General features: G+C 59.0%; 23 protein-coding genes and 1 tRNA gene. 9 read left to right on the top strand and 15 right to left on the bottom strand.

The window, feature by feature from the left end:
* The first annotated feature begins 88 nt into the window (after positions 1–88).
* From arcC to KGB14_RS27910, 9 genes are all read left to right on the top strand, one after another.
* The gene (gene arcC / locus KGB14_RS27950) at positions 89–1018 is read left to right on the top strand and encodes a carbamate kinase (RefSeq protein ID WP_223490816.1); all 930 of its coding nucleotides are present in this window, start codon (positions 89–91) and stop codon (positions 1016–1018) included.
* Between the two features lie 12 nt (positions 1019–1030).
* The gene (locus tag KGB14_RS27945) at positions 1031–1393 is read left to right on the top strand and encodes a DUF5064 family protein (protein WP_223490807.1); all 363 of its coding nucleotides are present in this window, start codon (positions 1031–1033) and stop codon (positions 1391–1393) included.
* 215 nt (positions 1394–1608) lie between these two features.
* Positions 1609–3117, top strand: a complete 1509-nt coding sequence (locus tag KGB14_RS27940) for a sigma-54-dependent transcriptional regulator (protein WP_223490805.1) — start codon at positions 1609–1611, stop codon at positions 3115–3117.
* A 450-nt stretch (positions 3118–3567) separates the two neighbouring features.
* Positions 3568–3945: a glycine cleavage system protein GcvH gene (gcvH, locus tag KGB14_RS27935; RefSeq protein ID WP_223490803.1), complete on the top strand. Its 378-nt coding sequence runs from the start codon at positions 3568–3570 to the stop codon at positions 3943–3945.
* An 11-nt stretch (positions 3946–3956) separates the two neighbouring features.
* Positions 3957–6809: an aminomethyl-transferring glycine dehydrogenase gene (gene gcvP, locus KGB14_RS27930; RefSeq protein WP_223490801.1), complete on the top strand. Its 2853-nt coding sequence runs from the start codon at positions 3957–3959 to the stop codon at positions 6807–6809.
* 201 nt (positions 6810–7010) lie between these two features.
* Positions 7011–8387 carry an L-serine ammonia-lyase gene (locus tag KGB14_RS27925; protein WP_223490799.1) on the top strand — a complete coding sequence of 459 codons (1377 nt, stop codon included), beginning with the start codon at positions 7011–7013 and terminating at the stop codon, positions 8385–8387.
* 33 nt (positions 8388–8420) lie between these two features.
* Entirely contained in the window at positions 8421–9545 is a 1125-nt protein-coding gene (gcvT, locus tag KGB14_RS27920; RefSeq protein WP_223490797.1) for a glycine cleavage system aminomethyltransferase GcvT, read from the top strand.
* Positions 9546–9936: 391 nt separating this feature from the next.
* Positions 9937–10149 carry a cold-shock protein gene (locus tag KGB14_RS27915; protein ID WP_003175786.1) on the top strand — a complete coding sequence of 71 codons (213 nt, stop codon included), beginning with the start codon at positions 9937–9939 and terminating at the stop codon, positions 10147–10149.
* A 95-nt stretch (positions 10150–10244) separates the two neighbouring features.
* Positions 10245–10733 carry an RDD family protein gene (locus KGB14_RS27910; RefSeq protein WP_223490795.1) on the top strand — a complete coding sequence of 163 codons (489 nt, stop codon included), beginning with the start codon at positions 10245–10247 and terminating at the stop codon, positions 10731–10733.
* A gap of 96 nt (positions 10734–10829) precedes the next feature.
* On the opposite strand, the gene nadA is transcribed toward KGB14_RS27910, so the two are convergent.
* The 15 genes from nadA to KGB14_RS27835 all read right to left on the bottom strand — a co-directional run bounded on the left by nadA (position 10830) and on the right by KGB14_RS27835 (position 22582).
* Positions 10830–11888, bottom strand: coding sequence for a quinolinate synthase NadA (nadA, locus tag KGB14_RS27905; protein WP_223490793.1), 1059 nt, complete (start codon positions 11886–11888; stop codon positions 10830–10832).
* A gap of 273 nt (positions 11889–12161) precedes the next feature.
* Positions 12162–12237, bottom strand: a tRNA-Lys gene (locus KGB14_RS27900).
* Positions 12238–12300: 63 nt separating this feature from the next.
* On the bottom strand, positions 12301–12993 hold the full coding sequence (queC, locus tag KGB14_RS27895; protein ID WP_223490791.1) for a 7-cyano-7-deazaguanine synthase QueC: 693 nt from the start codon (positions 12991–12993) through the stop codon (positions 12301–12303).
* 1 nt (position 12994) lies between these two features.
* Positions 12995–13642, bottom strand: a complete 648-nt coding sequence (gene queE, locus KGB14_RS27890) for a 7-carboxy-7-deazaguanine synthase QueE (protein ID WP_095632171.1) — start codon at positions 13640–13642, stop codon at positions 12995–12997.
* Positions 13643–13813: 171 nt separating this feature from the next.
* Positions 13814–14671 carry a tol-pal system protein YbgF gene (gene ybgF, locus KGB14_RS27885; protein WP_223490788.1) on the bottom strand — a complete coding sequence of 286 codons (858 nt, stop codon included), beginning with the start codon at positions 14669–14671 and terminating at the stop codon, positions 13814–13816.
* A gap of 6 nt (positions 14672–14677) precedes the next feature.
* Complete coding sequence (gene pal / locus KGB14_RS27880) at positions 14678–15175, bottom strand: peptidoglycan-associated lipoprotein Pal (protein ID WP_003205029.1); 498 nt, start codon at positions 15173–15175, stop codon at positions 14678–14680.
* Between the two features lie 52 nt (positions 15176–15227).
* The gene (tolB, locus tag KGB14_RS27875; RefSeq protein WP_223490787.1) at positions 15228–16496 is read right to left on the bottom strand and encodes a Tol-Pal system beta propeller repeat protein TolB; all 1269 of its coding nucleotides are present in this window, start codon (positions 16494–16496) and stop codon (positions 15228–15230) included.
* A 29-nt stretch (positions 16497–16525) separates the two neighbouring features.
* The gene (gene tolA, locus KGB14_RS27870; RefSeq protein WP_223490786.1) at positions 16526–17605 is read right to left on the bottom strand and encodes a cell envelope integrity protein TolA; all 1080 of its coding nucleotides are present in this window, start codon (positions 17603–17605) and stop codon (positions 16526–16528) included.
* Positions 17605–18057 carry a protein TolR gene (tolR, locus tag KGB14_RS27865; RefSeq protein ID WP_161807482.1) on the bottom strand — a complete coding sequence of 151 codons (453 nt, stop codon included), beginning with the start codon at positions 18055–18057 and terminating at the stop codon, positions 17605–17607. Before tolR ends, tolA begins: the two co-directional genes overlap by 1 nt.
* 23 nt (positions 18058–18080) lie before the next feature.
* Positions 18081–18776, bottom strand: a complete 696-nt coding sequence (tolQ, locus tag KGB14_RS27860; protein ID WP_008147369.1) for a protein TolQ — start codon at positions 18774–18776, stop codon at positions 18081–18083.
* Entirely contained in the window at positions 18766–19233 is a 468-nt protein-coding gene (gene ybgC / locus KGB14_RS27855; RefSeq protein WP_063341317.1) for a tol-pal system-associated acyl-CoA thioesterase, read from the bottom strand. Before ybgC ends, tolQ begins: the two co-directional genes overlap by 11 nt.
* 128 nt (positions 19234–19361) lie before the next feature.
* Positions 19362–20423, bottom strand: a complete 1062-nt coding sequence (gene ruvB / locus KGB14_RS27850) for a Holliday junction branch migration DNA helicase RuvB (RefSeq protein WP_223490785.1) — start codon at positions 20421–20423, stop codon at positions 19362–19364.
* Entirely contained in the window at positions 20424–21041 is a 618-nt protein-coding gene (gene ruvA, locus KGB14_RS27845; protein ID WP_007897033.1) for a Holliday junction branch migration protein RuvA, read from the bottom strand.
* A 115-nt stretch (positions 21042–21156) separates the two neighbouring features.
* Complete coding sequence (ruvC, locus tag KGB14_RS27840; RefSeq protein ID WP_008147379.1) at positions 21157–21681, bottom strand: crossover junction endodeoxyribonuclease RuvC; 525 nt, start codon at positions 21679–21681, stop codon at positions 21157–21159.
* Positions 21682–21835: 154 nt separating this feature from the next.
* Positions 21836–22582, bottom strand: coding sequence for a YebC/PmpR family DNA-binding transcriptional regulator (locus tag KGB14_RS27835; protein WP_223490784.1), 747 nt, complete (start codon positions 22580–22582; stop codon positions 21836–21838).
* Positions 22583–22642: the final 60 nt, after the last annotated feature.

Below are 22642 nucleotides of genomic sequence, written 5' to 3'. Positions count from 1 at the left end.
GCAAGATCAAGATCAAAGGACCAAGATCAAAAGATCGCAGCCTTCGGCAGCTCCTACGGGGATCAACGAACTTTGAAAGGACTGCATTATGCGTATCGTCGTCGCTTTGGGCGGTAACGCCCTGCTCCGCCGGGGTGAACCCATGACCGCGGACAACCAGCGCACCAACATCCGGACCGCCACCGAACAGATCGCCAAGGTCCATCCCGGCAACCAACTGGTGATCGCTCACGGCAATGGTCCGCAGGTCGGCCTGCTGTCGCTGCAAGCGGCGGCCTACACCTCAGTCAGCCCTTATCCGCTGGACGTGCTGGGCGCTGAAACCGAAGGCATGATCGGCTACATCATTGAACAGGAACTGGGCAACCTGCTGGACTTCGAAGTCCCGTTCGCCACCCTGCTGACCCAAGTCGAAGTCGACCCCAACGACCCGGCGTTCCAGAAGCCCAGCAAACCCATCGGCCCGGTCTATACCAAGGCTGAAGCGGAGAAACTCGCCGCCGAAAAAGGCTGGGCCATCGCCCCGGACGGCGACAAGTTTCGTCGTGTGGTCGCCAGCCCGAAACCCAAACGCATCTTCGAAATCCGCCCGATCAAGTGGTTGCTGGAAAAAGGCAGCATCGTGATTTGCGCCGGCGGTGGCGGCATCCCGACGATGTACGACGCCAGCGGCAAATTGCAAGGCGTGGAAGCCGTGATCGACAAAGACCTGTGCTCGGCGCTGCTGGCCGAACAGCTTGAAAGCGATTTATTAGTGATCGCCACCGACGTCAGCGCGGCGTTCATCGATTTCGGCAAACCCACCCAGAAAGCCATCGCCCAGGCGCACCCGGATGAAATGGAAAAACTCGGCTTCGCCGCTGGCTCCATGGGACCCAAGGTCCAGGCGGCCTGCGAGTTCGCCCGCCATACTGGAAAAACCGCGGTGATCGGTTCACTCTCGGACATCGAAGCGATCGTCCAGGGCAAGGCCGGCACCCGCATCAGTACGGCGACGCCTGGTATTACTTATTTATAAGGAGAGACGTCAATGGCCACGTTCGAACCCGGTCACCTGCATATCGAGCGCCACGCGCTGAACAAGGACGATGTCAGCTATAACGTGTGCATCGACTATGAAGTCAGCAAGGATCCCAAAGGGGAAAAAGGGATGCAGTTCACGATGCATGGCAGCATTCAGGGCAAGGAGCTGAAAGAAACATTCTTCCTGCCCAAGGATCAGGCCTACAACTTCGCCAGCAACGTGACGAAAATTGCCGAGAAGTACGGGATTCCCAAGGCGTACAGCAGCATCGGCTCGATCCACAAGGACTACGATTTGATGTTCGAAGATGTGCGGGTGCAACTGGACATGAAGTCTGGCGACCCGGTCAAACCCGAACACCTGGCATAACCCGTTCCCTTGGTAAACGCTGAACCTGTGGGAGCGGGCTTGCCCGCGATTGCGGTTTAACATTCAACGTCTATGTTGTCTGACACACCGCTATCGCGGGCAAGCCCGCTCCCACTTTTGGTTCCGTGGTGACGTGAAGTCCTGCGCAGGATTTCACCATTACCCCGCCCCAAGGCATACTTGCCACCCTCCGCACTCCAGAACCAAGCTGCCCCATGCGCATCCACGTCAGTTTCATCGACCGCGTCGGTATTACCCAGGAAGTCCTGGCCCTGCTCGGTGGGCGCAATCTCAATCTGGATGCGGTGGAAATGGTGCCGCCGAACGTCTACATCGACGCCCCGACCTTGAGCCCGCAAGTGCTTGAAGAGCTGCGTGACGCGCTGTTCAGCGTACACGGAGTGCAAGCGGTGACGGTGGTCGACATTCTTCCCGGCCAGCGCCGTCACTTGCAGCTCGATGCATTACTCGCCGCCATGACCGACCCGGTGCTGGCTCTGGACAGTGCCGGCAAAGTACTGCTGGCCAACCCGGCACTGATAGCCCTGTACGGTCGCGAACCGGCGGGTGAAAGCATCAGCGAGCTGTTTGCCGACCCGGCGCTGCTCGATGCCTTGCTGGAAAACGGCTTCCGCCTGCCGCTGCGCGAAATCACCGTCAACGGTCAGACTTTGCTGCTGGACGCCACGCCGATCACCGATGCCGGCGCCCTGCTGACCCTGTATCAACCGAACCGCATCGGTGAACGTCTCTCGGCGCTGCACCACGACCACGCTGAAGGTTTCGATGCCTTGCTCGGCGAATCCCCGGCCATTCGTACGCTCAAGGCACGCGCCCAGCGAGTCGCGGCCCTCGATGCACCGTTGCTGATCCAGGGTGAAACCGGCACTGGCAAAGAACTGGTGGCTCGCGCCTGCCACGCGATCAGCGCCCGTCACAGTTCGCCGTTCCTGGCCTTGAACTGCGCGGCACTGCCGGAAAACCTCGCTGAGAGCGAACTGTTCGGCTACGCCCCCGGCGCCTTCACCGGCGCACAACGGGGCGGTAAACCGGGGCTGATGGAACTGGCCAACCAGGGCACGGTATTTCTCGACGAGATCGGTGAAATGTCGCCGTACTTGCAGGCGAAATTGCTGCGTTTTCTCAACGACGGCAGCTTTCGTCGGGTCGGTGGCGATCGCGAAGTGAAGGTCAACGTGCGGATCCTCAGCGCGACCCACCGCGATCTGGAAAAAATGGTCAGCGAAGGCACCTTCCGCGAAGACCTGTTCTATCGCCTCAACGTGCTGAATGTCGAAGTCCCGCCGTTGCGCGAGCGCGGCCAGGACATTCTGCTGCTGGCCCGTTATTTCATGCAGCAGGCCTGCGCGCAGATCCAGCGCCCGGTCTGTCGCCTGGCGCCGGGCACTTACCCGGCGCTGCTGGGCAACCGCTGGCCGGGCAACGTGCGGCAATTGCAAAACGTGATCTTCCGCGCCGCGGCGATTTGCGAAAGCAGCCTGGTGGACATCGGCGACCTCGATATTGCGGGCACATCGGTAGCACGCCAAAGCGACAGCGAGGTCGACAGCCTCGAGCAGGCCATGGAAGAGTTCGAGAAAACCCTGCTGGAAAAGCTCTACGTCAGCTACCCCTCGACCCGCCAACTGGCCAGCCGCCTGCAAACCTCCCACACCGCGATCGCCCATCGATTGCGTAAGTACGGGATTCCCAACAAGCCGTAAGGCTGAGAATACGATCTCGTTACCGACACAAAACCACTGTGGGAGCGAGCCTGCTCGCGAAGGGGGACTGACATTCACTATGGATGTCGACTGACATACCCTCTTCGCGAGCAGGCTCGCTCCCACAGGTTTGTGCGCGGCCTGAAAATCTCCTCAAAAACGACCTCCATCTGTACTGAAAGCGCTACAGTGGAACGATATCGCTACACCCTCTTCTGATCGCCTCTGTGCAAGGCTTTGATCCACCTCAGCTTTTTTCTTCAGTCCCTGCTGTAGCGATTTCGCTACAGCCAATCCATTCCAGTTATCCACATAAACCAGTAACTAGTTGATTTATAAGGGATAAACAACATTGGCCGCGTTTTTGCTTAGTAACCACCCATAAAGCAGGGCTTTTGCCCGAGCATTCAATGCGTCCACCAGACGAGTCTGGCCCCCTTAGGAGTTTCCATGAGCGAGTTGCGTTTTACTGAAGATCACGAATGGCTGCGCACCGAAGCTGACGGTACCGTCACAGTCGGCATCACCGCTTTCGCGCAGAATGCATTGGGCGACGTGGTTTTCGTACAACTGCCTGAGCTGCAGTCCTACGACAAAGGCGCAGAAGCCGCCACCGTGGAATCGGTAAAAGCTGCCAGCGGCGTTTACATGCCTTTGGACGGTGAAGTGGTCGAGACCAACCCGGCCCTCGATAGCAGCCCTGAACTGGTCAACGAAGATCCGCTGGGCGAAGGCTGGTTCTTCCGCTTCCAACCAACCGACGCCTCGGCTGTCGACCAACTGCTGGATCAAGACGCTTACGACCGTCTGCTCAAAGCCCAAGCCTGAGGAGCGCCGACATGACTCAAGTCAATTTGACGACCGCCAACGAATTCATCGCACGCCACATCGGCCCGCGTACCGGCGATGAGCAAGCCATGCTCAACAGCCTGGGCTTTGACTCCCTGGAAGCCCTGAGCGCCAGCGTCATCCCCGACAGCATCAAGGGCACCAGCGTCCTCGGCCTGGAAGACGGCCTGAGCGAAGCCGACGCCCTGGCGTCGATCAAGGCCATTGCCGGCAAGAACCAACTGTTCAAGACCTACATCGGCCAGGGCTACTACAACTGCCATACCCCGTCGCCGATCCTGCGAAACCTGCTGGAAAACCCGGCCTGGTACACCGCTTACACCCCGTACCAGCCAGAAATTTCCCAGGGCCGTCTCGAAGCGCTGCTGAACTTCCAGACCCTGATCAGCGACCTGACCGGCCTGCCGATCGCCAACGCCTCGCTGCTCGACGAAGCCACCGCCGCCGCCGAAGCCATGACCTTCTGCAAACGCCTGAGCAAGAACAAAGGCAGCCACGCCTTTTTCGCCTCGGTTCATTGCCACCCGCAAACCCTTGACGTGCTGCGCACCCGTGCCGAGCCGTTGGGCATCGACGTGGTGGTCGGCGACGAGCGCGAACTGAGCGACGTGACGCCATTCTTCGGCGCCCTGCTGCAATACCCGGCCAGCAACGGTGACGTGTTCGACTACCGTGAACTGACCGAACGGTTCCACGCCGCCAACGCGCTGGTCGCGGTGGCCGCGGACCTGCTGGCCCTGACCATCCTGACGCCACCGGGCGAATTCGGTGCCGACGTGGCCATCGGCAGCGCGCAACGCTTCGGCGTGCCGCTGGGCTTCGGTGGCCCACACGCGGCCTACTTCTCCACCAAGGATGCGTTCAAGCGCGACATGCCGGGCCGTCTGGTCGGCGTGTCCGTGGACCGTTTCGGCAAGCCGGCCTTGCGCCTGGCCATGCAGACCCGCGAGCAACATATCCGTCGCGAGAAAGCCACCAGCAACATCTGCACCGCCCAGGTGCTGCTGGCCAACATCGCCAGCATGTACGCCGTGTACCACGGCCCGAAAGGCCTGAGGCAGATCGCCCAGCGCATTCATCACCTGACCGCGATCCTGGCCCAAGGCTTGAGCGCACTCGGTCTGACTGTCGAGCAAGCCAGCTTCTTCGATACGCTGACAATTAAAACCGGCGGCAACACCGCTAAGCTGCACGATCAGGCGCGCGCCCAGCGCATCAACCTGCGTGTCGTCGATGGCGAGCGTCTGGGCCTGTCCCTCGACGAAACCACCAGCCAGGCCGACGTTGAAACCCTGTGGCGCGTGCTGGCTGAAGGCAAGGCACTGCCGGACTTCGCCGCCCTCGCCGCCTCGGTCGACAGCACTCTCCCGGCCGCGCTGGTGCGTCAATCGCCGATCCTCAGCCACCCGGTGTTCAACCGTTATCATTCGGAAACCGAGCTGATGCGCTACCTGCGCAAGCTCGCCGACAAGGACCTGGCCCTGGATCGCACCATGATCCCGCTGGGTTCGTGCACCATGAAACTCAACGCCGCCAGCGAAATGATCCCGGTGACCTGGGCTGAATTCGGTGCCCTGCACCCGTTCGCCCCGGCCGAGCAAAGCGCCGGCTATCAGCAGCTGACCGATGAACTGGAAGCGATGCTCTGCGCCGCCACCGGTTACGACGCGATCTCCCTGCAACCGAACGCCGGTTCCCAGGGTGAATACGCTGGCCTGCTGGCGATTCGCGCGTACCACCAGAGCCGTGGCGAAGACCGTCGCGACATCTGCCTGATCCCCTCGTCCGCCCACGGCACCAACCCGGCCACCGCCAACATGGCCGGCATGCGTGTGGTCGTGACCGCGTGCGATGCCCGCGGCAACGTCGACATCGAAGACCTGCGCGCCAAGGCCATCGAGCACCGCGAACACCTCGCCGCGCTGATGATCACCTACCCGTCGACCCACGGCGTGTTCGAAGAAGGCATCCGCGAAATCTGCGGCATCATTCACGACAACGGCGGCCAGGTGTACATCGACGGCGCCAACATGAACGCGATGGTCGGCCTCTGCGCGCCGGGCAAGTTCGGCGGCGACGTTTCGCACCTGAACCTGCACAAAACCTTCTGCATTCCCCACGGCGGTGGCGGCCCGGGCGTCGGCCCGATTGGCGTCAAGTCGCACCTGACGCCGTTCCTGCCGGGCCACGCCCAGATGGAACGCAAGCAAGGCGCGGTCTGTGCCGCACCGTTCGGCAGCGCGAGCATTCTGCCGATCACCTGGATGTACATTCGGATGATGGGTGGCGCGGGCCTCAAGCGTGCTTCGCAACTGGCGATCCTCAATGCCAACTACATTTCCCGTCGCCTCGAAGAGCACTACCCCGTGCTGTACACCGGCAGCAACGGCCTGGTGGCGCACGAATGCATCCTCGACCTGCGTCCGTTGAAAGACAGCAGCGGCATCAGCGTCGATGACGTCGCCAAGCGCCTGATCGACTTCGGCTTCCACGCCCCGACCATGTCGTTCCCGGTGGCCGGCACGTTGATGATCGAACCGACCGAAAGCGAATCCAAGGAAGAACTGGACCGCTTCTGCGACGCCATGATCCGCATCCGCGAAGAAATCCGCGCGGTGGAAAACGGCACGCTGGACAAGGACGACAACCCGCTGAAAAACGCGCCGCACACCGCCGCGGAAATCGTTGGCGAGTGGACGCATCCGTATAGCCGTGAGCAAGCGGTTTACCCGGTAGCGTCGCTGATCGAAGGCAAGTACTGGCCACCGGTCGGTCGCGTCGACAACGTCTTCGGCGATCGCAACCTGGTCTGCGCCTGCCCGTCGATCGAAAGCTACGCTTGATCTATAGGGGCGAGTTCGCTCGCCCCATTTTCAAGAACACCACATTCCCCTGTAGGAGCTGCCGCAGGCTGCGATCTTTTGATCTTTCTCGAGTGCGCTTGAGTATCAAGAGCAAGATCAAAAGATCGCAGCCTGCGGCAGCTCCTACAGGGTGCATGCCTCGTGATATTTACGCCTATAACAAGAAACCGGAGAACAACCATGTCGTTAAGCGTGTTCGACCTGTTCAAGATTGGCATCGGCCCCTCCAGTTCCCACACCGTCGGCCCGATGCGTGCTGCTGCGCGTTTCGCCGAAGGTCTGCGCCGTGAAGGGCTGCTGGCAGCAACCACCTGCGTCAAAGTCGAGCTCTACGGCTCACTCGGCGCCACCGGCAAAGGCCACGGCAGCGACAAGGCTGTGTTGCTGGGCCTGGAAGGCGAACACCCGGACACCGTGGACACCGAAACCATCGCCGCTCGCCTGCAAGAGATTCGCGGCAATGGTCGCCTGAACCTGCTCGGCGAACACAGCATTGCGTTCAACGAGAAAGAACACCTGGCGATGATCCGCAAACCATTGGCCTATCACCCCAATGGCATGATCTTTCGCGCGTTCGACGCGGCGGGCCTGCAAGTGCGCAGCCGCGAGTATTACTCGGTCGGTGGCGGGTTCGTGGTCGATGAAGATGCTGCCGGCGCCGACCGCATCGTAGAAGACGCCACGCCGCTGACCTTCCCGTTCAAAAGCGCCAAGGACCTGCTCGGTCATTGCACCACCTATGGCTTGTCCATCAGCCAAGTGATGCTGACCAATGAAAGTGCCTGGCGTGCGGAAGCGGAGACTCGTGCCGGTTTGTTGAAGATCTGGCAAGTGATGCAAGACTGCGTCGCCGCCGGTTGCCGCAACGAAGGCATCCTGCCCGGTGGGCTGAAGGTCAAACGTCGGGCTGCGGCGCTGCATCGACAACTGTGCAACAACCCGGAATCGTCGCTACGCGATCCGCTGTCGGTGCTGGACTGGGTCAACCTGTACGCCTTGGCGGTCAACGAAGAAAACGCAAACGGCGGACGCGTGGTCACGGCGCCCACCAATGGTGCAGCCGGAATCATCCCGGCGGTGCTGCATTACTACATGCGCTTCATTCCCGGCGCCAACGAAGACGGCGTCGTACGGTTTCTACTGACGGCCGCTGCAATCGGCATTCTGTACAAGGAAAACGCCTCGATCTCCGGCGCCGAAGTCGGCTGTCAGGGCGAGGTCGGCGTCGCTTGTTCCATGGCGGCCGGCGCCTTGTGCGAAGTGCTGGGCGGCACGGTGCAACAGGTGGAAAACGCAGCCGAAATCGGCATGGAACACAACCTCGGCCTGACCTGCGACCCGATTGGCGGGCTGGTGCAAGTGCCTTGCATTGAGCGCAATGCCATGGGTTCGGTCAAGGCCATCAATGCGGTGCGCATGGCCCTGCGCGGCGACGGTCAACACTTCGTCTCCCTCGACAAGGTCATCCGCACCATGCGCCAGACCGGCGCCGACATGAAAAGCAAATACAAGGAAACCGCCCGTGGCGGTTTGGCGGTCAACATTATCGAGTGCTGATGCGCGCATCTGCACCATTTTCAGGAGCTGGATATGTCCACCGAACAACTGTTGAAAACCCCGTTGCACGCACTGCACCTGGAACTCGGCGCCCGCATGGTGCCCTTTGCCGGCTACGACATGCCGGTGCAATACCCGCTGGGCGTAATGAAAGAACACCAGCACACCCGTGATCAGGCCGGGCTGTTCGATGTCTCGCACATGGGCCAGATCCGCCTGACCGGTGCCAACGCGGCCAAAGCCCTGGAAACCCTGGTGCCGGTGGACATCATCGACCTGCCAGTGGGTATGCAGCGCTACGCGATGTTCACCAACGAGACTGGCGGCATCCTCGACGACCTGATGGTCGCCAATCTGGGTAATGATGAGCTGTTCCTGGTGGTCAACGCCGCCTGCAAGGATCAGGACCTGGCGCACTTGCGCAAGCACATCGGCGACCAGTGCACCATCGAGCCGCTGTTCGAAGAACGCGCGCTGCTGGCGTTGCAAGGTCCGGCCGCCGTCACCGTGCTCGCACGCCTGGCGCCTGAAGTTGCGAAGATGACCTTCATGCAATTCACCCGCGTGAAGCTGTTGGGTGTGGACTGCTTTGTCAGCCGTTCGGGCTACACCGGTGAAGACGGTTTCGAAATCTCCGTACCGGCCGCCAATGCCGAAACCCTGGCTCGCGCCCTGCTGGCCGAACCGGAAGTTGAGGCTATCGGCCTCGGCGCTCGCGACTCCCTGCGCCTGGAAGCCGGCCTGTGCCTCTATGGCCACGACATGAACACCGACACCACGCCGATCGAAGCGAGCCTGTTGTGGGCCATCTCCAAGCCTCGTCGTGCCGATGGCGCGCGAGCCGGCGGCTTCCCAGGCGCGGAAACCGTGTTCGCCCAGCAGCAAGCGGGTGTCAGCCGCAAGCGCGTTGGGCTGCTGCCGCAGGAACGTACGCCAGTGCGTGAAGGTGCGGAAATCGTCAACGAAGCCGGCGAAATCATCGGCAGCGTGTGCAGCGGCGGCTTCGGTCCGACCCTTGGCGGTCCTTTGGCCATGGGTTACCTCGACAGCGCTTACATCGGACTGGATACGCCGGTTTGGGCAATTGTTCGTGGGAAAAAGGTGCCTTTGCTTGTAAGCAAAATGCCATTTGTTGCACAACGCTACTATCGCGGTTGATTGACTGTTTCTATAAGTAACGCGGCTGCGTTAACAGTGCACTAATCTGTAACGCAGCCGCCATAAAACAGTGCGTACGTTTCGTTTATGAACGTTACTTATAACGATCGAAAACAATTGAACCATGTTATCGAATAAGCCTGCACTAGTGGCCCCCAGACTGCCACCAACCTGAGGAAATCCGGGCCTTCGCAGGGCTTGTTTTTTCTCACGTAGTTGGCGTAGAGTTTGTTCACTGTGTTTGCATGGGTCGCTTGGAATCGTGACCTGGGCAGTAGCCTACAAGTTAGCTACATCCCGTTCGACGTCTTCTTACTCTCCTGCAACCAGCCCCAGTACTCTTTCACGAGAAGGAGACTGTCATTCATTTTTGCGTCAAAGGAAATAAGAAATGTCCCAACGTCAGAGCGGTACCGTCAAGTGGTTTAACGACGAGAAAGGTTTTGGTTTTATCACTCCAGAAAGCGGTCCGGATCTGTTCGTACATTTCCGCGCTATTCAGGGCAACGGCTTCAAGAGCCTGAAAGAAGGCCAGAAAGTGACTTTCGTTGCTGTGCAAGGCCAGAAAGGCATGCAGGCTGACGAAGTACAAGCAGAAGCCTGATCTTCTGTAACGAAAAAGCCCCTGATACTGATATCAGGGGCTTTTTTGTGCGCGTAAATCCGTAAAATGGCTTCTTTTTCCGTTCAGAGGCTGCCATGTCGAAACACCTGCTCAACCCACAGGGCGACTTTCCCGCCGTCGGCCTGGGGCGTCGCATGGCAGCGATGTTCTATGACTTTCTGCTGTGCACCGCTCTGCTGATCGTCACCAGCGGCATTTACAAGATGATCCAGATGGCGATCATCGGCGAAGAAAAAATGCGCACCCTGACCGAAGCCGGCGCGCTGGATGGTGATCCATTGCTGTCGACGGTGCTGCTGTTTGTGCTGTTCGGCTTCTTCGCCAAGTTCTGGACCTGGTCGGGGCAGACTCTGGGGATGCAGGTCTGGGGCATCCGCGTGCAAAACGCCGACGGATCATCCATCAGCCTGTGGCAGGCGCTGCTGCGCTTTGTGGTGTCGATCGCGTCTTGGCTATGTATCGGGCTGGGGTTCTTCTGGTCGCTGTTCGACAAGCAGAAGCGCAGCTGGCATGACATGTATTCCAACACCCAGCTCGTACGCATTCCAAAGAAACAAAAGTAGCGCCCATAAAAAAGATCGCAGCCTTCGGCAGCGCCCACAGGCGCGTAGGAGCTGCCGAAGGCTGCGATCTTTTGATCTTGCCCTTCGATTCTTCCCTTAAGCGTTCCCCGCCAACTTCATCCGCGCCGCCTGAGTGAAATCAAGCATCCGCTTCAACGGCCGAATCGCCTGCGGAATCAACGCCGGGTCGACGAAGATCTCGTTGGTGCCTTCACGCAAGCTCTTCAGCGTGCGCTCAAGGGTATTCATCGCCATCCATGGGCAATGTGCGCAACTGCGGCACGCTGCGCCGTTACCGGCCGTTGGCGCCTCAATGAAGACCTTGTCCGGGCACAGCTGCTGCATCTTGTAGAAGATGCCGCGGTCGGTCGCGACGATCAGGGTCTTGTTCGGCAGACTTTGCGCCGCCGCGATCAGCTGACTGGTGGAACCCACCGCATCGGCCAATTCGATCACTGCGGTCGGCGACTCCGGGTGCACCAGAATGGCCGCATCCGGGTACAGCGCTTTCATGTCTTCGAGCTGCTTGGCCTTGAACTCTTCGTGAACGATGCAGGCACCGTCCCATAGCAGCATGTCGGCGCCGGTCTGGCGCTGGATGTAAGTGCCCAGGTGCTTGTCCGGGCCCCAGATAATGGTTTCGCCGTTATCCATCAGGCTTTCGACGATTTCCAGCGCACAACTGGAAGTCACCACCCAATCCGCCCGGGCTTTGACCGCCGCCGAAGTATTGGCATACACCACCACCGTGCGTTCCGGGTGCTGATCGCAGAACGCCGAGAACTCGTCCACCGGGCAACCCAGGTCCAGCGAGCAAGTCGCTTCCAGGGTTGGCATCAGCACACGTTTTTCAGGGTTGAGGATTTTCGCGGTTTCACCCATGAACTTCACACCGGCGACCACCACGGTCTTGGCCGGGTGAGCATTGCCGAAGCGGGCCATCTCCAGAGAGTCGGAGACGCAGCCGCCCGTTTCTTCGGCCAGAGCCTGAATGACGGGATCGCAATAGAAGTGGGCAACCAGCACCGCGTCCTGAGCCTTGAGCTCGGCAGCGATGGCAGCGCGGTAATAAGCCTCTTCATCGGCGGTCAGCGGCTTGGGCTGCTTGGCGTCGAGGTGAGCTTGAACCAGAAGGCGTTCGGAAATCTGCGTCATGTTCGCAAGACCTGCAGGCGCTTTCGCGCGAAAGTCGAGTATACACCCGGCTCCGGACCCTTCAGGGTACCGCCGGGAGAGTGAGTATTCATCAGGCATGGACAGCGTTGAAGCTGCGCAAGGCTACAGAATATCCCGTGGATGCAAAAGATGATTCTGACCTGCGTCACGCAGTGCGATCCCGGACGGAGACAACGTCAAATCGCGGGCAAAAAAAAATCCGGAAATCCTCACTTGCGTGGGCCTTCCAGACTTTTAAAACTGCTACAAAAATGGTGGGTCGTGTGGGATTCGAACCTACGACCAATTGGTTAAAAGCCAACTGCTCTACCAACTGAGCTAACGACCCGCTGTGTGGTGGCGCGTATAATACTGATTTTTAACGGTTATTCAACACCTAATTTGAAATAAATCAAAAATAAGGTGTTGGGTCGGTCACGCCGGCCGCCGCGAAGCCTTCTGCACGCAGACGGCAGCTGTCGCATTTACCGCAGGCACGGCCGTTATCGTCCGCTTGATAGCAGGAAACGGTCAGCCCGTAATCGACGCCAAGCTTCACGCCAGCCTGAACGATCTGCGCCTTGCTCAGGTTCTGCAGTGGCGCCTGAATACGAAAGCCCTGCCCTTCTACTCCGGCCTTGGTCGCCAGATTGGCCATGCGTTCGAAGGCTTCGATGAACTCGGGACGGCAATCCGGGTAACCGGAATAATCCACCGCGTTGACACCGATAAAGATGTCACGCGCGCCCAGCACTTCGGCCCACCCCAGTGCCAGGGACAGAAACACGGTGTTGCGCGCCGGTACGTAAGTCACCGGGATGCCTTCACTCGGTGTTTCCGGCACGTCGATGGAACTGTCGGTCAGGGCCGAGCCGCCGATGCCATTCAGGTTCAGGCCGATCACTTTGTGCTCGATCACGCCCAGGTCACGGGCAACACGCTCGGCGGCATGCAGTTCGGCACGGTGGCGCTGACCGTAATCGAAGCTCATGGTGTAGCAGCTGTAGCCTTCGGCCCGAGCCATGGCCACGACCGTCGCCGAGTCGAGGCCGCCGGACAGCAGGATCACCGCACGTTTTTCAGCTGTGTTCAGTTGTTCAGTCATTTCAGCGCCCCGGCTCGTCATTCCAAAGATATTTATGCAGCTGCAATTGCAGGCGCACAGGCAGATTGTCCGCCACCACCCAGTCCGCCAGATCACGCGCATTCAGGTCATGGTGACTCGGCGAGAACAGGACTTCGCCGGCACGCTGATCCAGACCGTACTGAATCAGCTTGGACACGGCCCAGTCGTAGTCTTCCCGCGAGCAGATGACAAACTTCACCTGATCGTTAGGCGTGAGCAGTTCGATGTTCTCGTAGCGGTTGCGATGTGCTTCTTTCGAACCCGGGGTTTTCAGATCGACGACGCGACTGACCCGTGGATCGACCGCCGAGATATCCAGCGCGCCACTGGTTTCCAGCGACACTTCGTAGCCGGCGTCACATAACTGCTTGAGCAAGGGAATGGCATTCGGTTGCGCCAGGGGCTCGCCGCCCGTGACACAAACATAACGCGGGCGAAAACCGGCCACTTGCTCGAGGATGTCGTCGAGCGTGCGAAGGGTGCCGCCAGTGAACGCGTAGGCGCTGTCGCAGTATTGGCAACGCAATGGGCAACCGGTCAGGCGCACAAAAACAGTGGGCAGCCCGGCAGTCCGCGTTTCACCCTGCAACGAGTAGAAAACTTCGGTGATTCTCAATGTGTCTTGCATAGTCGCCACGGGCATAACAGCTAAACAGGCTGTCCGCCTCCGTCAGGCACTTCAAGGAACCCCGCCAACGCGCAGATCCCAAAAAGCGTGTTTCATAAAAAGGGCGTGAATTCTAACGAAAAAACCCGCGATAGGCGCGGGTTTCTTCAAAACGGAGCTATTTCTACAGGCTTACATGCGCTGCAGGTCACGTTGCGCCAGCTGAGCGGCGGAAGTGCCCGGATATTGGGACACAACCTGCTGCAGAATACCTTTGACCCTGTCGGTATGACCGAGGCGGCGTTCTACGTCAGCGAGCTTGTACAGCGAATCAGGCACTTTCGGGTGCTTGGGGTACAGCTGCGAAACCTTGGCGAATGCCTGACCCGCACCTTGCAGATCGCCTTTGGCCAGGTTCACTTCACCCAACCAATACTGGGCGTTGCCCGCGTATTGACTGTTCGGGTATTTGCGCAGGAATGCGGCAAAAGCCTGGCTGGCCTTGTCGAAATCCTTGGCCTTGATCAGGTCGAAGGCTGCATCGTAATACAGTTTTTCCTTCGCCGGATCAGCCGGTTCGCTCCCCGCGGCAGGGGCTTGAGCGGCTGCGGCTGCGGCTGCGGCTGCGGCTCCCGCACCTGCGCCGGCTGCTGCACCGGGGGCATTCAAATTGCCACCGGTGGAAGAATTATCAGGAGTCGCGGCTGGTGCAACGCCGGTTCCTATACGCCGATCAAGATCCTGATATCGCTCCAGGTTCTCTTGCTTCATGCGCGCTACATCATTTTGCAGAACTTCGATCACACCTTGTTGGCGTGAGATCTGCTCCTGCATGGATTGCAGTTGGTTGAACAGCTCGCCCTGTGCCGAGACAGGGGCCGAAACCCCTCCCCCGGCATAGGCGCCGTTCGTACCGTAACCCGCAGGCGGATAACTACTCCCGCTATTGTTATAGCCGGAGTTGTCCTCGACCACAGGAACCGCAGCCCACACCGCAAGCGGTGCGAGGCTGAGAGCCAAAACAGTTACAGCACGACGGCACGTTCGCATGACGAATTACTTACGCAGTTCGACGCGACGGTTTTGAGCCCAGGACTGCTCGTCGTTGCCGGTAGCAACTGGACGCTCTTCGCCGTAGGAAACCAGTTCCAGCTGAGCTGGGGAAACACCTTGCAGTACCAGGTAGCGCTGAACGGCTTTCGCACGACGCTCGCCCAGTGCCATGTTGTACTCACGAGTACCACGTTCGTCGGTGTTGCCTTCCAGAACAACGCGAGCGCCGTTCGATTTCAGGTCTTTGGCGTGAACGTCCAGAGCGCGCATGGCTTCTGGCTTCAGGTCCGAGCTGTCGTATTCGAAGTAGAAGGTGGTGATTGCGCGCAGAGCAGCTTCTTCGCTCAGGGAACCGTCAACAGCACCAGTGTTAGCGCCGTAACCAGCGTTTGGATCGACAGCGCCTTCACCGGCATTGTCGCCGCCTTTGGACGAGCAACCTACAGCTACAGCCATGGCCAGAGCCAGCGCAGCAAATTTACCAAACTTCAGCATTTCCATCGTGAAACTCCTAATGAACCCCAGTGTGTTAAGTAAAACGTGTAGCGCCGCGTCAGTTCAGGTAAGGGGACCAGGAAGGTTCTCTGACTTCGCCTTGTGCGGTAGGAAGCGGGAGCCTTACGCGTCCATTAATGGACACGAGCATCAAGACTCCCCGGCCCTGCTGGCGGGTGGCGTAGATTACCATGGTGCCGTTGGGCGCAACAGTAGGTGACTCGTCCAGAGTGCTATCAGTGAGGATCTTTACACTACCTCGCTGCAAATCCTGGGCCGCCACCTTGAAATTAGTGAAGCCATCCTGGCGGTGAATCATCACCAGGGTCTTTTCATCGGCCGACAGTTTAGGGTTGGCGTTGTAGTTACCGATGAAGGTCACACGCTCCGCACCACCACCGCCTACGCTGGTTTTGTAGATCTGAGGCTTGCCGCCACGGTCGGAGGTGAAGTAGATGGTCGAACCATCCTTACCCCAGAACGGTTCGGTGTTGATGCCTGGGCCGTTGGTGACACGGGTGATCTGACGCGACCCCAGATTCATCACGTAGATATCCGGGTTACCGTCCTTGGACAGCACGAACGCCAGACGACTGCCATCCGGCGACCATGCTGGCGCGCCGTTCAGGCCTTCGAAGTTGGTGATCTGCTCACGGCGACCGGTGTCGATGTTCTGCATGAAAATACGCGGACGCTTCTGCTCGAACGACACATAGGCAATGCGCTTGCCATCGGGTGCAAAACGCGGCGACAGGATTGGCTCGCGCGATTGCAGCAGAGTCACGGCGCGGGCACCGTCATAGTCCGAACGTTGCAGCGTATAGCGAGTGTTGTTCTCGGAGAAACGCTCAGCCGTTACGTACAGCAGGCGAGTCGAGAACGCACCTTTGATACCGGTAAGTTTTTCGAACGACTGGTCCGAGATGTAGTGCGCCATGTCGCGCAGTTGATCGACGCTGCCCGACACGCTGCCGGTCAGCACTTGCTGCTCGGTCGCAACGTTGAACAGTGCGTATTGCACCTGCAGGCGACCGCCCGCTGGAACGATACTGCCGACCATAATGTACTGGGCGCCAACAGCCTTCCAGTCACGGAAAATGATTTCGCTCGCCTGGCTTGGCTGGCTGATCATGTTCTGCTTTGGAATCGGGGCGTAGTAACCCGAGTTACGCAGGTCGTTACCGATGATTTCGGCCATGTCATCCGGCAGCACGGTGCCACCCTGGAAACCGAATGGCACTACGGCAATAGGAGTTGCCTGGGAGCTACCACTGCTGACCAGGATATTTTTTTCATCTGCCGTGGCCAGTCCTGCAAAGCAGAACATGACTACAAGCAGTCCTCGAAGAAGGTTTCTCACAAGGCTAGATCCTCAGGTGTGAATGTCATCTTGAATGAACGATAGGGTGCGAAATCAGCTGGCTTCAAACCCTGCATTTCGGTCAAACGACCAATATTTTTTACCGCTGCTACCGCTGAACTGTCGAACGGCACATCACCACTGGAACGGGCAACCGATACGCCGGAGATCGTTCCGTCAGGCAGCATGTTGATTTGCAGGATCACTTTCATGCCCTTGCGGGCCGACGGTGGCTGCGCCCAACCTTCAGAAGCACGCGAGCGAATCAGATCATCGAAGTTGCCGGCGACTTCGTCACCCTGCTCATCGGCCAAGGCCTGCTGACGCTGCGGCTTGTCGGAAAGCAAATCTGCCAAGGCCTGGGCCTTTTTGTCTTCGACGGATTTACGTGCCGCTTCCTGCGATTTTTTCTTCGCGGCATCGGCAGCAGCTTTCTTCTTCGCATCTTCGGCGACTTTCTTCTTCGCCTCTTCAGCTTCAGATTTCTTCTTGGCGTCTTCCGCGGCTTTCTTCTTCGCGTCTTCGACGATTTTTTTCTTCGCTTCTTCAGCGGCCGCTTTCTTGGCCTCTTCTTCAGCAGCTTTTTTGGCTTCTTCTTCAGCTTTCTTCTTGGCTATATCAGCCAATTGTTTCTCTTCGGCCTTTTTGGCTTCGGCGGTCTTCTTGGCTTCATCGGCTTTCTTGGCTTCATCAGCCTTTTTTGCCTCTTCCGCTTTCTTCGTCTCGTCGGCCTTCTTGGATTCTTCGGCTTTTTGAGCCGCATCTTCCTTCTTTTGTTCCGCGGCCTTGATCGCTTCCTGCTCGATCTTTTTCTGTTCCATCTGTTCGACTTCGGTCTGGCGCGCAGCGGATTTCTGCGCCTCACCCGCAATCTTCTGATTGGTCTGGGTGGTCGCCCGACTTTTCGATTTCAACTGGTACAGGGTCGCCTGGACGATCGGCTTGGCCGGCGGCAGTTCCGGTGTGAAGGCGAAACTGACAAACAGCATGCCGAACACCAGCACGTGCAAGACAATCGCCCAGACACTAGGCCAGAAGTAGCTTTCCGAGGCGGACGGCTCTCGCATTGGCTGCATCAGGGTGCCTCGGTAATCAAGCCAACATTACCGACCCCGGCTTTCTGCAACCCGCCCATGGCGCCCATGACGGAGCCGTAATCGACAGTCTTGTCGCCACGGATGAACACCTGGGTACGCTTGCCGCCTTCAGTACCGGCGCGAATGATCTTGGTCACCGCGTCAGTCATCTGCGGCAAGGTCATGGCCTTGTCCTGCTGCTTTTCGGTGTCGACTTCGCTGCCAAGGTTCCAGTAATAGGTCTTGTCAGCCTTGATCGAAATGGTCAGGACCTGGGTGTTGTTGTCCTGCGGCAAGGCTTCGCTGGAAACCTTGGGCAGATCAACTTTCACGCCCTGATTGAGCATTGGCGCGGTCACCATGAAGATGACCAGCAGTACCAGCATCACGTCGATGTAAGGCACCACGTTCATCTCGGCAACCGGCTTGCGCTTTTTGCGAGCTCGAGCGATTAAAGCCATTGGAAATTACCTGCTTATTCTTCGCTGGTGTGCACTTTGCGGTGCAGGATCGCCTGGAATTCGTCGGCGAAGGTGTAGTAACGGCCCAGCAGGGTTTCGCTGCGAGCAGCAAAACGGTTGTAAGCGATAACGGCCGGGATGGCGGCGAACAGACCGATTGCGGTAGCAATCAGTGCTTCGGCGATGCCGGGAGCCACAGTGGCCAGGGTCGCTTGCTGGGCAGTTGCCAGACCACGGAAGGAGTTCATGATGCCCCAGACCGTACCGAACAGACCGATGTACGGGCTGACGGAACCGACGGTGGCGAGGAACGGCAGGCTCTGCTCGAGCTTTTCTTCTTCACGGGAAATGGCGACGCGCATGGCACGGGCCACGCCTTCCATGACCGCTTCCGGGTCAACGCCTGGCTGCTGACGCAGACGGGAGAATTCCTTGAAACCGGCACGGAAGATCTGCTCGACACCCGAATCCGGATCAGGGTTGCTGCCGGCCTGACGGTAGAGTTTGGACAGGTCGATACCGGACCAGAAGCGCTCTTCAAAGCTCTCCAGGGCACGTCGACCGGCGCGCAGCAAGTTGCTGCGCTGAAAGATCATGATCCATGAGGTCACCGATGCGGCTACCAGGATCAGCATTACCAGTTGCACCACGATACTGGCATTGCTGACCAGGCTCCACATGGAGGAATGGTCGACGACGTTAGCTTCCACGCTTTATCTCCTGCTTTGAGTGTGTACCCGCGCCGCTCACGTCGGCAAAGGCCGCACGTAGAGTTTCGGGAATGGCCCGGGGTTTCAAACTGTTAGTGCGCACACAGGCCACCAGAAACTGCCCTTCGCAGAGCAGCACATTATCCGTAGCCCGCCTGACCTGCTGTTTGAAGCGCAGGCTGACCCGGTTCAATTCAATTACTTCAGCGCTTACCAGCAGTTCGTCGTCCAGTCGCGCCGGCGCGTGGTAACGCGCTTCGCTGGAATGCACGACGAACAACAGGTCCTCCCCTGCCAGCGCCGACTGGGCAAAGCCCAGCTCCCGGAGCCGCTCGGTTCGAGCCCGTTCCATAAACTTGAGGTAATTGACGTAATACACGATGCCGCCCGCATCGGTGTCCTCGTAATAAACGCGACAACGATGTGCGAACGGCTCAAGCCCGTTTTGCGCGCGCATACTCTAGTGCTTACTCCTCAGGTTGCCAATCCGGCCAGGCAACTGTTTTTCATTGATTCGCGGCTTTCTGGCGAAAGTACGGTCCTGGGACAGCACAAACCCCAAATAAATCAGCACGCAAAAGTTGATTAATCGTCCACGGCATCGAGGAACTCGTCTACCACGGGCATATCACCCAATCGTGACGGGATGTTTAAACCGAAATGCAGATACGCATGCCGAGTGACCACCCGCCCCCGCGGAGTGCGCATGATGTAGCCCTGCTGGATCAGGTACGGCTCCAGCACGTCTTCAATGGTGTGACGCTCTTCGCTGATGGCGGCCGCCAAACTGTCCACCCCCACCGGCCCACCATCGAACTTCTCGATCATGGTCAACAGCAAGCGTCGGTCCTGATGGTCGAAACCACGCTCGTCGACATCCAGCAGGTTCAAGGCCAGGTCGGCGATCGGTTTGGTGATGTGGCCCTTGGCACGAACCTCGGCAAAATCCCGGACCCGGCGCAGCAAGCGGTTGGCGATTCGCGGCGTGCCACGGGCACGGCGGGCGATTTCAAAGGCGCCTTCCGGGTCCAGCGGCAAACCGAGAATGTTCGCCGAACGGCTGACGATCGTCGCCAGATCGGCGGTGCTGTAGAACTCCAGGCGCTGGACAATCCCGAAACGGTCGCGTAACGGGTTGGTCAGCATGCCGGCCCGGGTGGTTGCGCCGACCAGGGTAAATGGCGGCAGGTCGAGTTTGATCGAGCGCGCGGCCGGCCCTTCGCCGATCATGATGTCGAGCTGGAAATCTTCCATGGCCGGGTACAGCACTTCTTCGACGATCGGCGACAACCGATGGATTTCGTCGATGAACAGCACATCGTGAGGCTCAAGATTGGTCAACAGCGCGGCCAGATCACCCGGACGCTCAAGGACCGGCCCCGAGGTGCTTTTGATCGACACGCCCATTTCCTGGGCAATGATGTTGGCGAGGGTGGTTTTACCCAGGCCCGGCGGGCCGAAAATCAGGGTGTGATCCAGAGATTCATTGCGTCCGCGCGCGGCCTGGATGAACAACTCCATTTGCTCGCGAACGGTCGGCTGGCCAATGTATTCGGCCAGGCTGACGGGACGAATCGCCCGGTCCTGGACTTCCTCGCGATCACGGGGACCACCCGTGGCAGCGATCAGACGATCAGCTTCAATCACTTAGATCATTCCCTTCAGGGCACGACGAATCATGTCTTCACTGCTCAAACCTTTCTCCTTGATCGCGGAAATCGCCTTGCTGGCTTCCTGCGGCTTGTAGCCCAGGGAAATCAGCGCGCTGACCGCGTCATTTTCGGCGGTGGCCACCGGAGCTGGCGCATCTGGCCCACCCGGCTGGTTTGGCACCAACGCGAACATCGCCGGCACAGTTTCCCAGGCCTTGAAGCGATCCTTGAGTTCCACCAGCAAACGCTCGGCCGTCTTCTTGCCCACGCCCGGCACCTTGGTCAGCGCCGAAGTGTCCTGAGACTGCACGCAACGAACCAGCTCGTCGACCTCCAGACTCGACATCAAGGCCAGCGCCAGTTTCGGCCCTACCCCATTGAGACGGATCAGCTCGCGAAAAAAGTCTCGCTCACGCTTGCCGAAGAAGCCATAGAGTAACTGGGCGTCTTCGCGTACGACCAAATGGGTGTGCAAGGTCAGCGGTTCACCGACCGACGGCAAGCGATAAAGCGTGGTCATGGGCACTTCCAGCTCATACCCCAGACCGTTTACATCCAGAATCAGGTGCGGCGGCTGTTTCTCAGCCAGTGTGCCGCGCAAGCGTCCAATCACGTTTCAGATCCTTGAGCCTTGGCCAGATCAGTGCTGGCGACTGACAGAACAAGGGTGTTGCGCCGACAACACAGGCGCAAAACCCTCATTCCATAAAAAATGATTGCTGATGCTATCAGAGACGCAGGCGCCCGCCACGACTGCGTGCCGTGCCCAGACCATGAGGCAACAGGCTGGAACGGGTGTGAGCGTGGCAAATCGCGATGGCGAGGGCGTCCGAGGCATCGATTTGCGGCTTGCTGGTCAATTTCAGCATGTGCATGACCATCATTTGCACCTGTTCTTTATTCGCCGCGCCGGTCCCGGTCACCGCCTGCTTGACCTGGGTTGCGGTGTATTCGGCGATTTCCAGGCTTTCTTCCGCCCCGGCAACGATGGCTGCGCCGCGGGCCTGACCAAGTTTGAGGGCGGAGTCGGCATTGCGGGCCATGAAGACTTTTTCGATGCCCATGGTCACCGGGCCGTAGGTCTGGATCACTTCACGCACGCCCCGATAGACGATTTGCAGGCGCTCATGCAGCTCGCCGGAGCCCGTGCGAATGCAGCCCGACGCCACGTACACGCAGCCACGCCCGGTATCACGTACCACGCCATAACCGGTGATACGCGAACCGGGGTCGATACCAAGAATTAAAGTCATAACGCCTGCAGAAAGAGATCGCGGTGGCTTGAGGATAACTGTGTAGGAGCTGCCGAAGGCTGCGATCTTTTAAATAAAAAGCCAAAATCAAAAGATCGCAGGCTTCGCCAGCTCCTACAGGGGCCAGGTAAAGGCTGCGATCTTTATCAATGCATCAACCGAGCTGTGCGGCCACCGCCTCTGGAATGTCGGCGTTGGAATACACGTTCTGCACATCGTCCAGGTCTTCGAGCATGTCGATCAACTTCAGAACCTTCTCGGCGCCTTCCAGGTCCAGTTCGGCACTGGTGGTCGGCAGCATGACGATTTCCGCGTCATCGCCCTTGAAGCCTGCTGCCTCCAAAGCGTTGCGTACGGAATAGAAGCCGGCGAACGAAGTGAACACGTCGATGGAGCCGTCTTCGTGGGTCACCACGTCATCGGCGTCGGCTTCCATGGCCGCCTCCATCAATGCATCTTCATCAATGCCTGGCGCAAAGGAAATCTGCCCCTTGCGTTCGAACAGGTAGGCCACCGAACCGTCGGTACCAAGGTTGCCGCCGCACTTGCTGAACGCATGGCGAACCGCCGCTGCGGTGCGGTTGCGGTTGTCGGTCATGCATTCGACCATCACCGCCACACCGCCCGGGCCGTAACCTTCGTAGGTCAGCTCGACCATGTCGTCGGTGTCCGCGGCACCGGCACCACGGGCAACTGCGCGGTCGATGATGTCGCGGCTCATGTTCGCACCCAGCGCTTTATCCAGCGCCAGACGCAAACGCGGGTTGGAGCCTGGATCACCGCCACCCTGACGGGCAGCAACCGTGAGTTCACGAATCCACTTGGTGAAAATCTTGCCCTTCTTGGCATCCTGACGTTCTTTGCGGTGCTTGATGTTCGCCCACTTGGAATGACCCGCCATAACTCGCTCCGAATTATCTTTGACACATTGCCCGCTACGCCATGATGCGCCAGCCGGCAA

Source organism: Pseudomonas sp. A-RE-19 (assembly GCF_019956555.1).
Taxonomy (GTDB): Bacteria; Pseudomonadota; Gammaproteobacteria; order Pseudomonadales; family Pseudomonadaceae; genus Aquipseudomonas.
Note: the sequence above shows the minus strand (reverse complement) of the source record. Positions and strands in the feature narration are given on the sequence as shown.

Excerpts from the sequence above, each read along its gene's own strand:
- arcC (WP_223490816.1), top strand. The coding sequence starts at position 89 with ATGCGTATCGTCGTCGCTTTGGGCGGTAACGCCCTGCTCCGCCGGGGT.
- KGB14_RS27945 (WP_223490807.1), top strand. The coding sequence starts at position 1,031 with ATGGCCACGTTCGAACCCGGTCACCTGCATATCGAGCGCCACGCGCTG.
- KGB14_RS27940 (WP_223490805.1), top strand. The coding sequence starts at position 1,609 with ATGCGCATCCACGTCAGTTTCATCGACCGCGTCGGTATTACCCAGGAA.
- gcvH (WP_223490803.1), top strand. The coding sequence starts at position 3,568 with ATGAGCGAGTTGCGTTTTACTGAAGATCACGAATGGCTGCGCACCGAA.
- gcvP (WP_223490801.1), top strand. The coding sequence starts at position 3,957 with ATGACTCAAGTCAATTTGACGACCGCCAACGAATTCATCGCACGCCAC.
- KGB14_RS27925 (WP_223490799.1), top strand. The coding sequence starts at position 7,011 with ATGTCGTTAAGCGTGTTCGACCTGTTCAAGATTGGCATCGGCCCCTCC.
- gcvT (WP_223490797.1), top strand. The coding sequence starts at position 8,421 with ATGTCCACCGAACAACTGTTGAAAACCCCGTTGCACGCACTGCACCTG.
- KGB14_RS27915 (WP_003175786.1), top strand. The coding sequence starts at position 9,937 with ATGTCCCAACGTCAGAGCGGTACCGTCAAGTGGTTTAACGACGAGAAA.
- KGB14_RS27910 (WP_223490795.1), top strand. The coding sequence starts at position 10,245 with ATGTCGAAACACCTGCTCAACCCACAGGGCGACTTTCCCGCCGTCGGC.
- nadA (WP_223490793.1), bottom strand. The coding sequence starts at position 11,888 with ATGACGCAGATTTCCGAACGCCTTCTGGTTCAAGCTCACCTCGACGCC.
- queC (WP_223490791.1), bottom strand. The coding sequence starts at position 12,993 with ATGACTGAACAACTGAACACAGCTGAAAAACGTGCGGTGATCCTGCTG.
- queE (WP_095632171.1), bottom strand. The coding sequence starts at position 13,642 with ATGCAAGACACATTGAGAATCACCGAAGTTTTCTACTCGTTGCAGGGT.
- ybgF (WP_223490788.1), bottom strand. The coding sequence starts at position 14,671 with ATGCGAACGTGCCGTCGTGCTGTAACTGTTTTGGCTCTCAGCCTCGCA.
- pal (WP_003205029.1), bottom strand. The coding sequence starts at position 15,175 with ATGGAAATGCTGAAGTTTGGTAAATTTGCTGCGCTGGCTCTGGCCATG.
- tolB (WP_223490787.1), bottom strand. The coding sequence starts at position 16,496 with ATGTTCTGCTTTGCAGGACTGGCCACGGCAGATGAAAAAAATATCCTG.
- tolA (WP_223490786.1), bottom strand. The coding sequence starts at position 17,605 with ATGCAGCCAATGCGAGAGCCGTCCGCCTCGGAAAGCTACTTCTGGCCT.
- ybgC (WP_063341317.1), bottom strand. The coding sequence starts at position 19,233 with ATGCGCGCGCAAAACGGGCTTGAGCCGTTCGCACATCGTTGTCGCGTT.
- ruvC (WP_008147379.1), bottom strand. The coding sequence starts at position 21,681 with ATGACTTTAATTCTTGGTATCGACCCCGGTTCGCGTATCACCGGTTAT.
- KGB14_RS27835 (WP_223490784.1), bottom strand. The coding sequence starts at position 22,582 with ATGGCGGGTCATTCCAAGTGGGCGAACATCAAGCACCGCAAAGAACGT.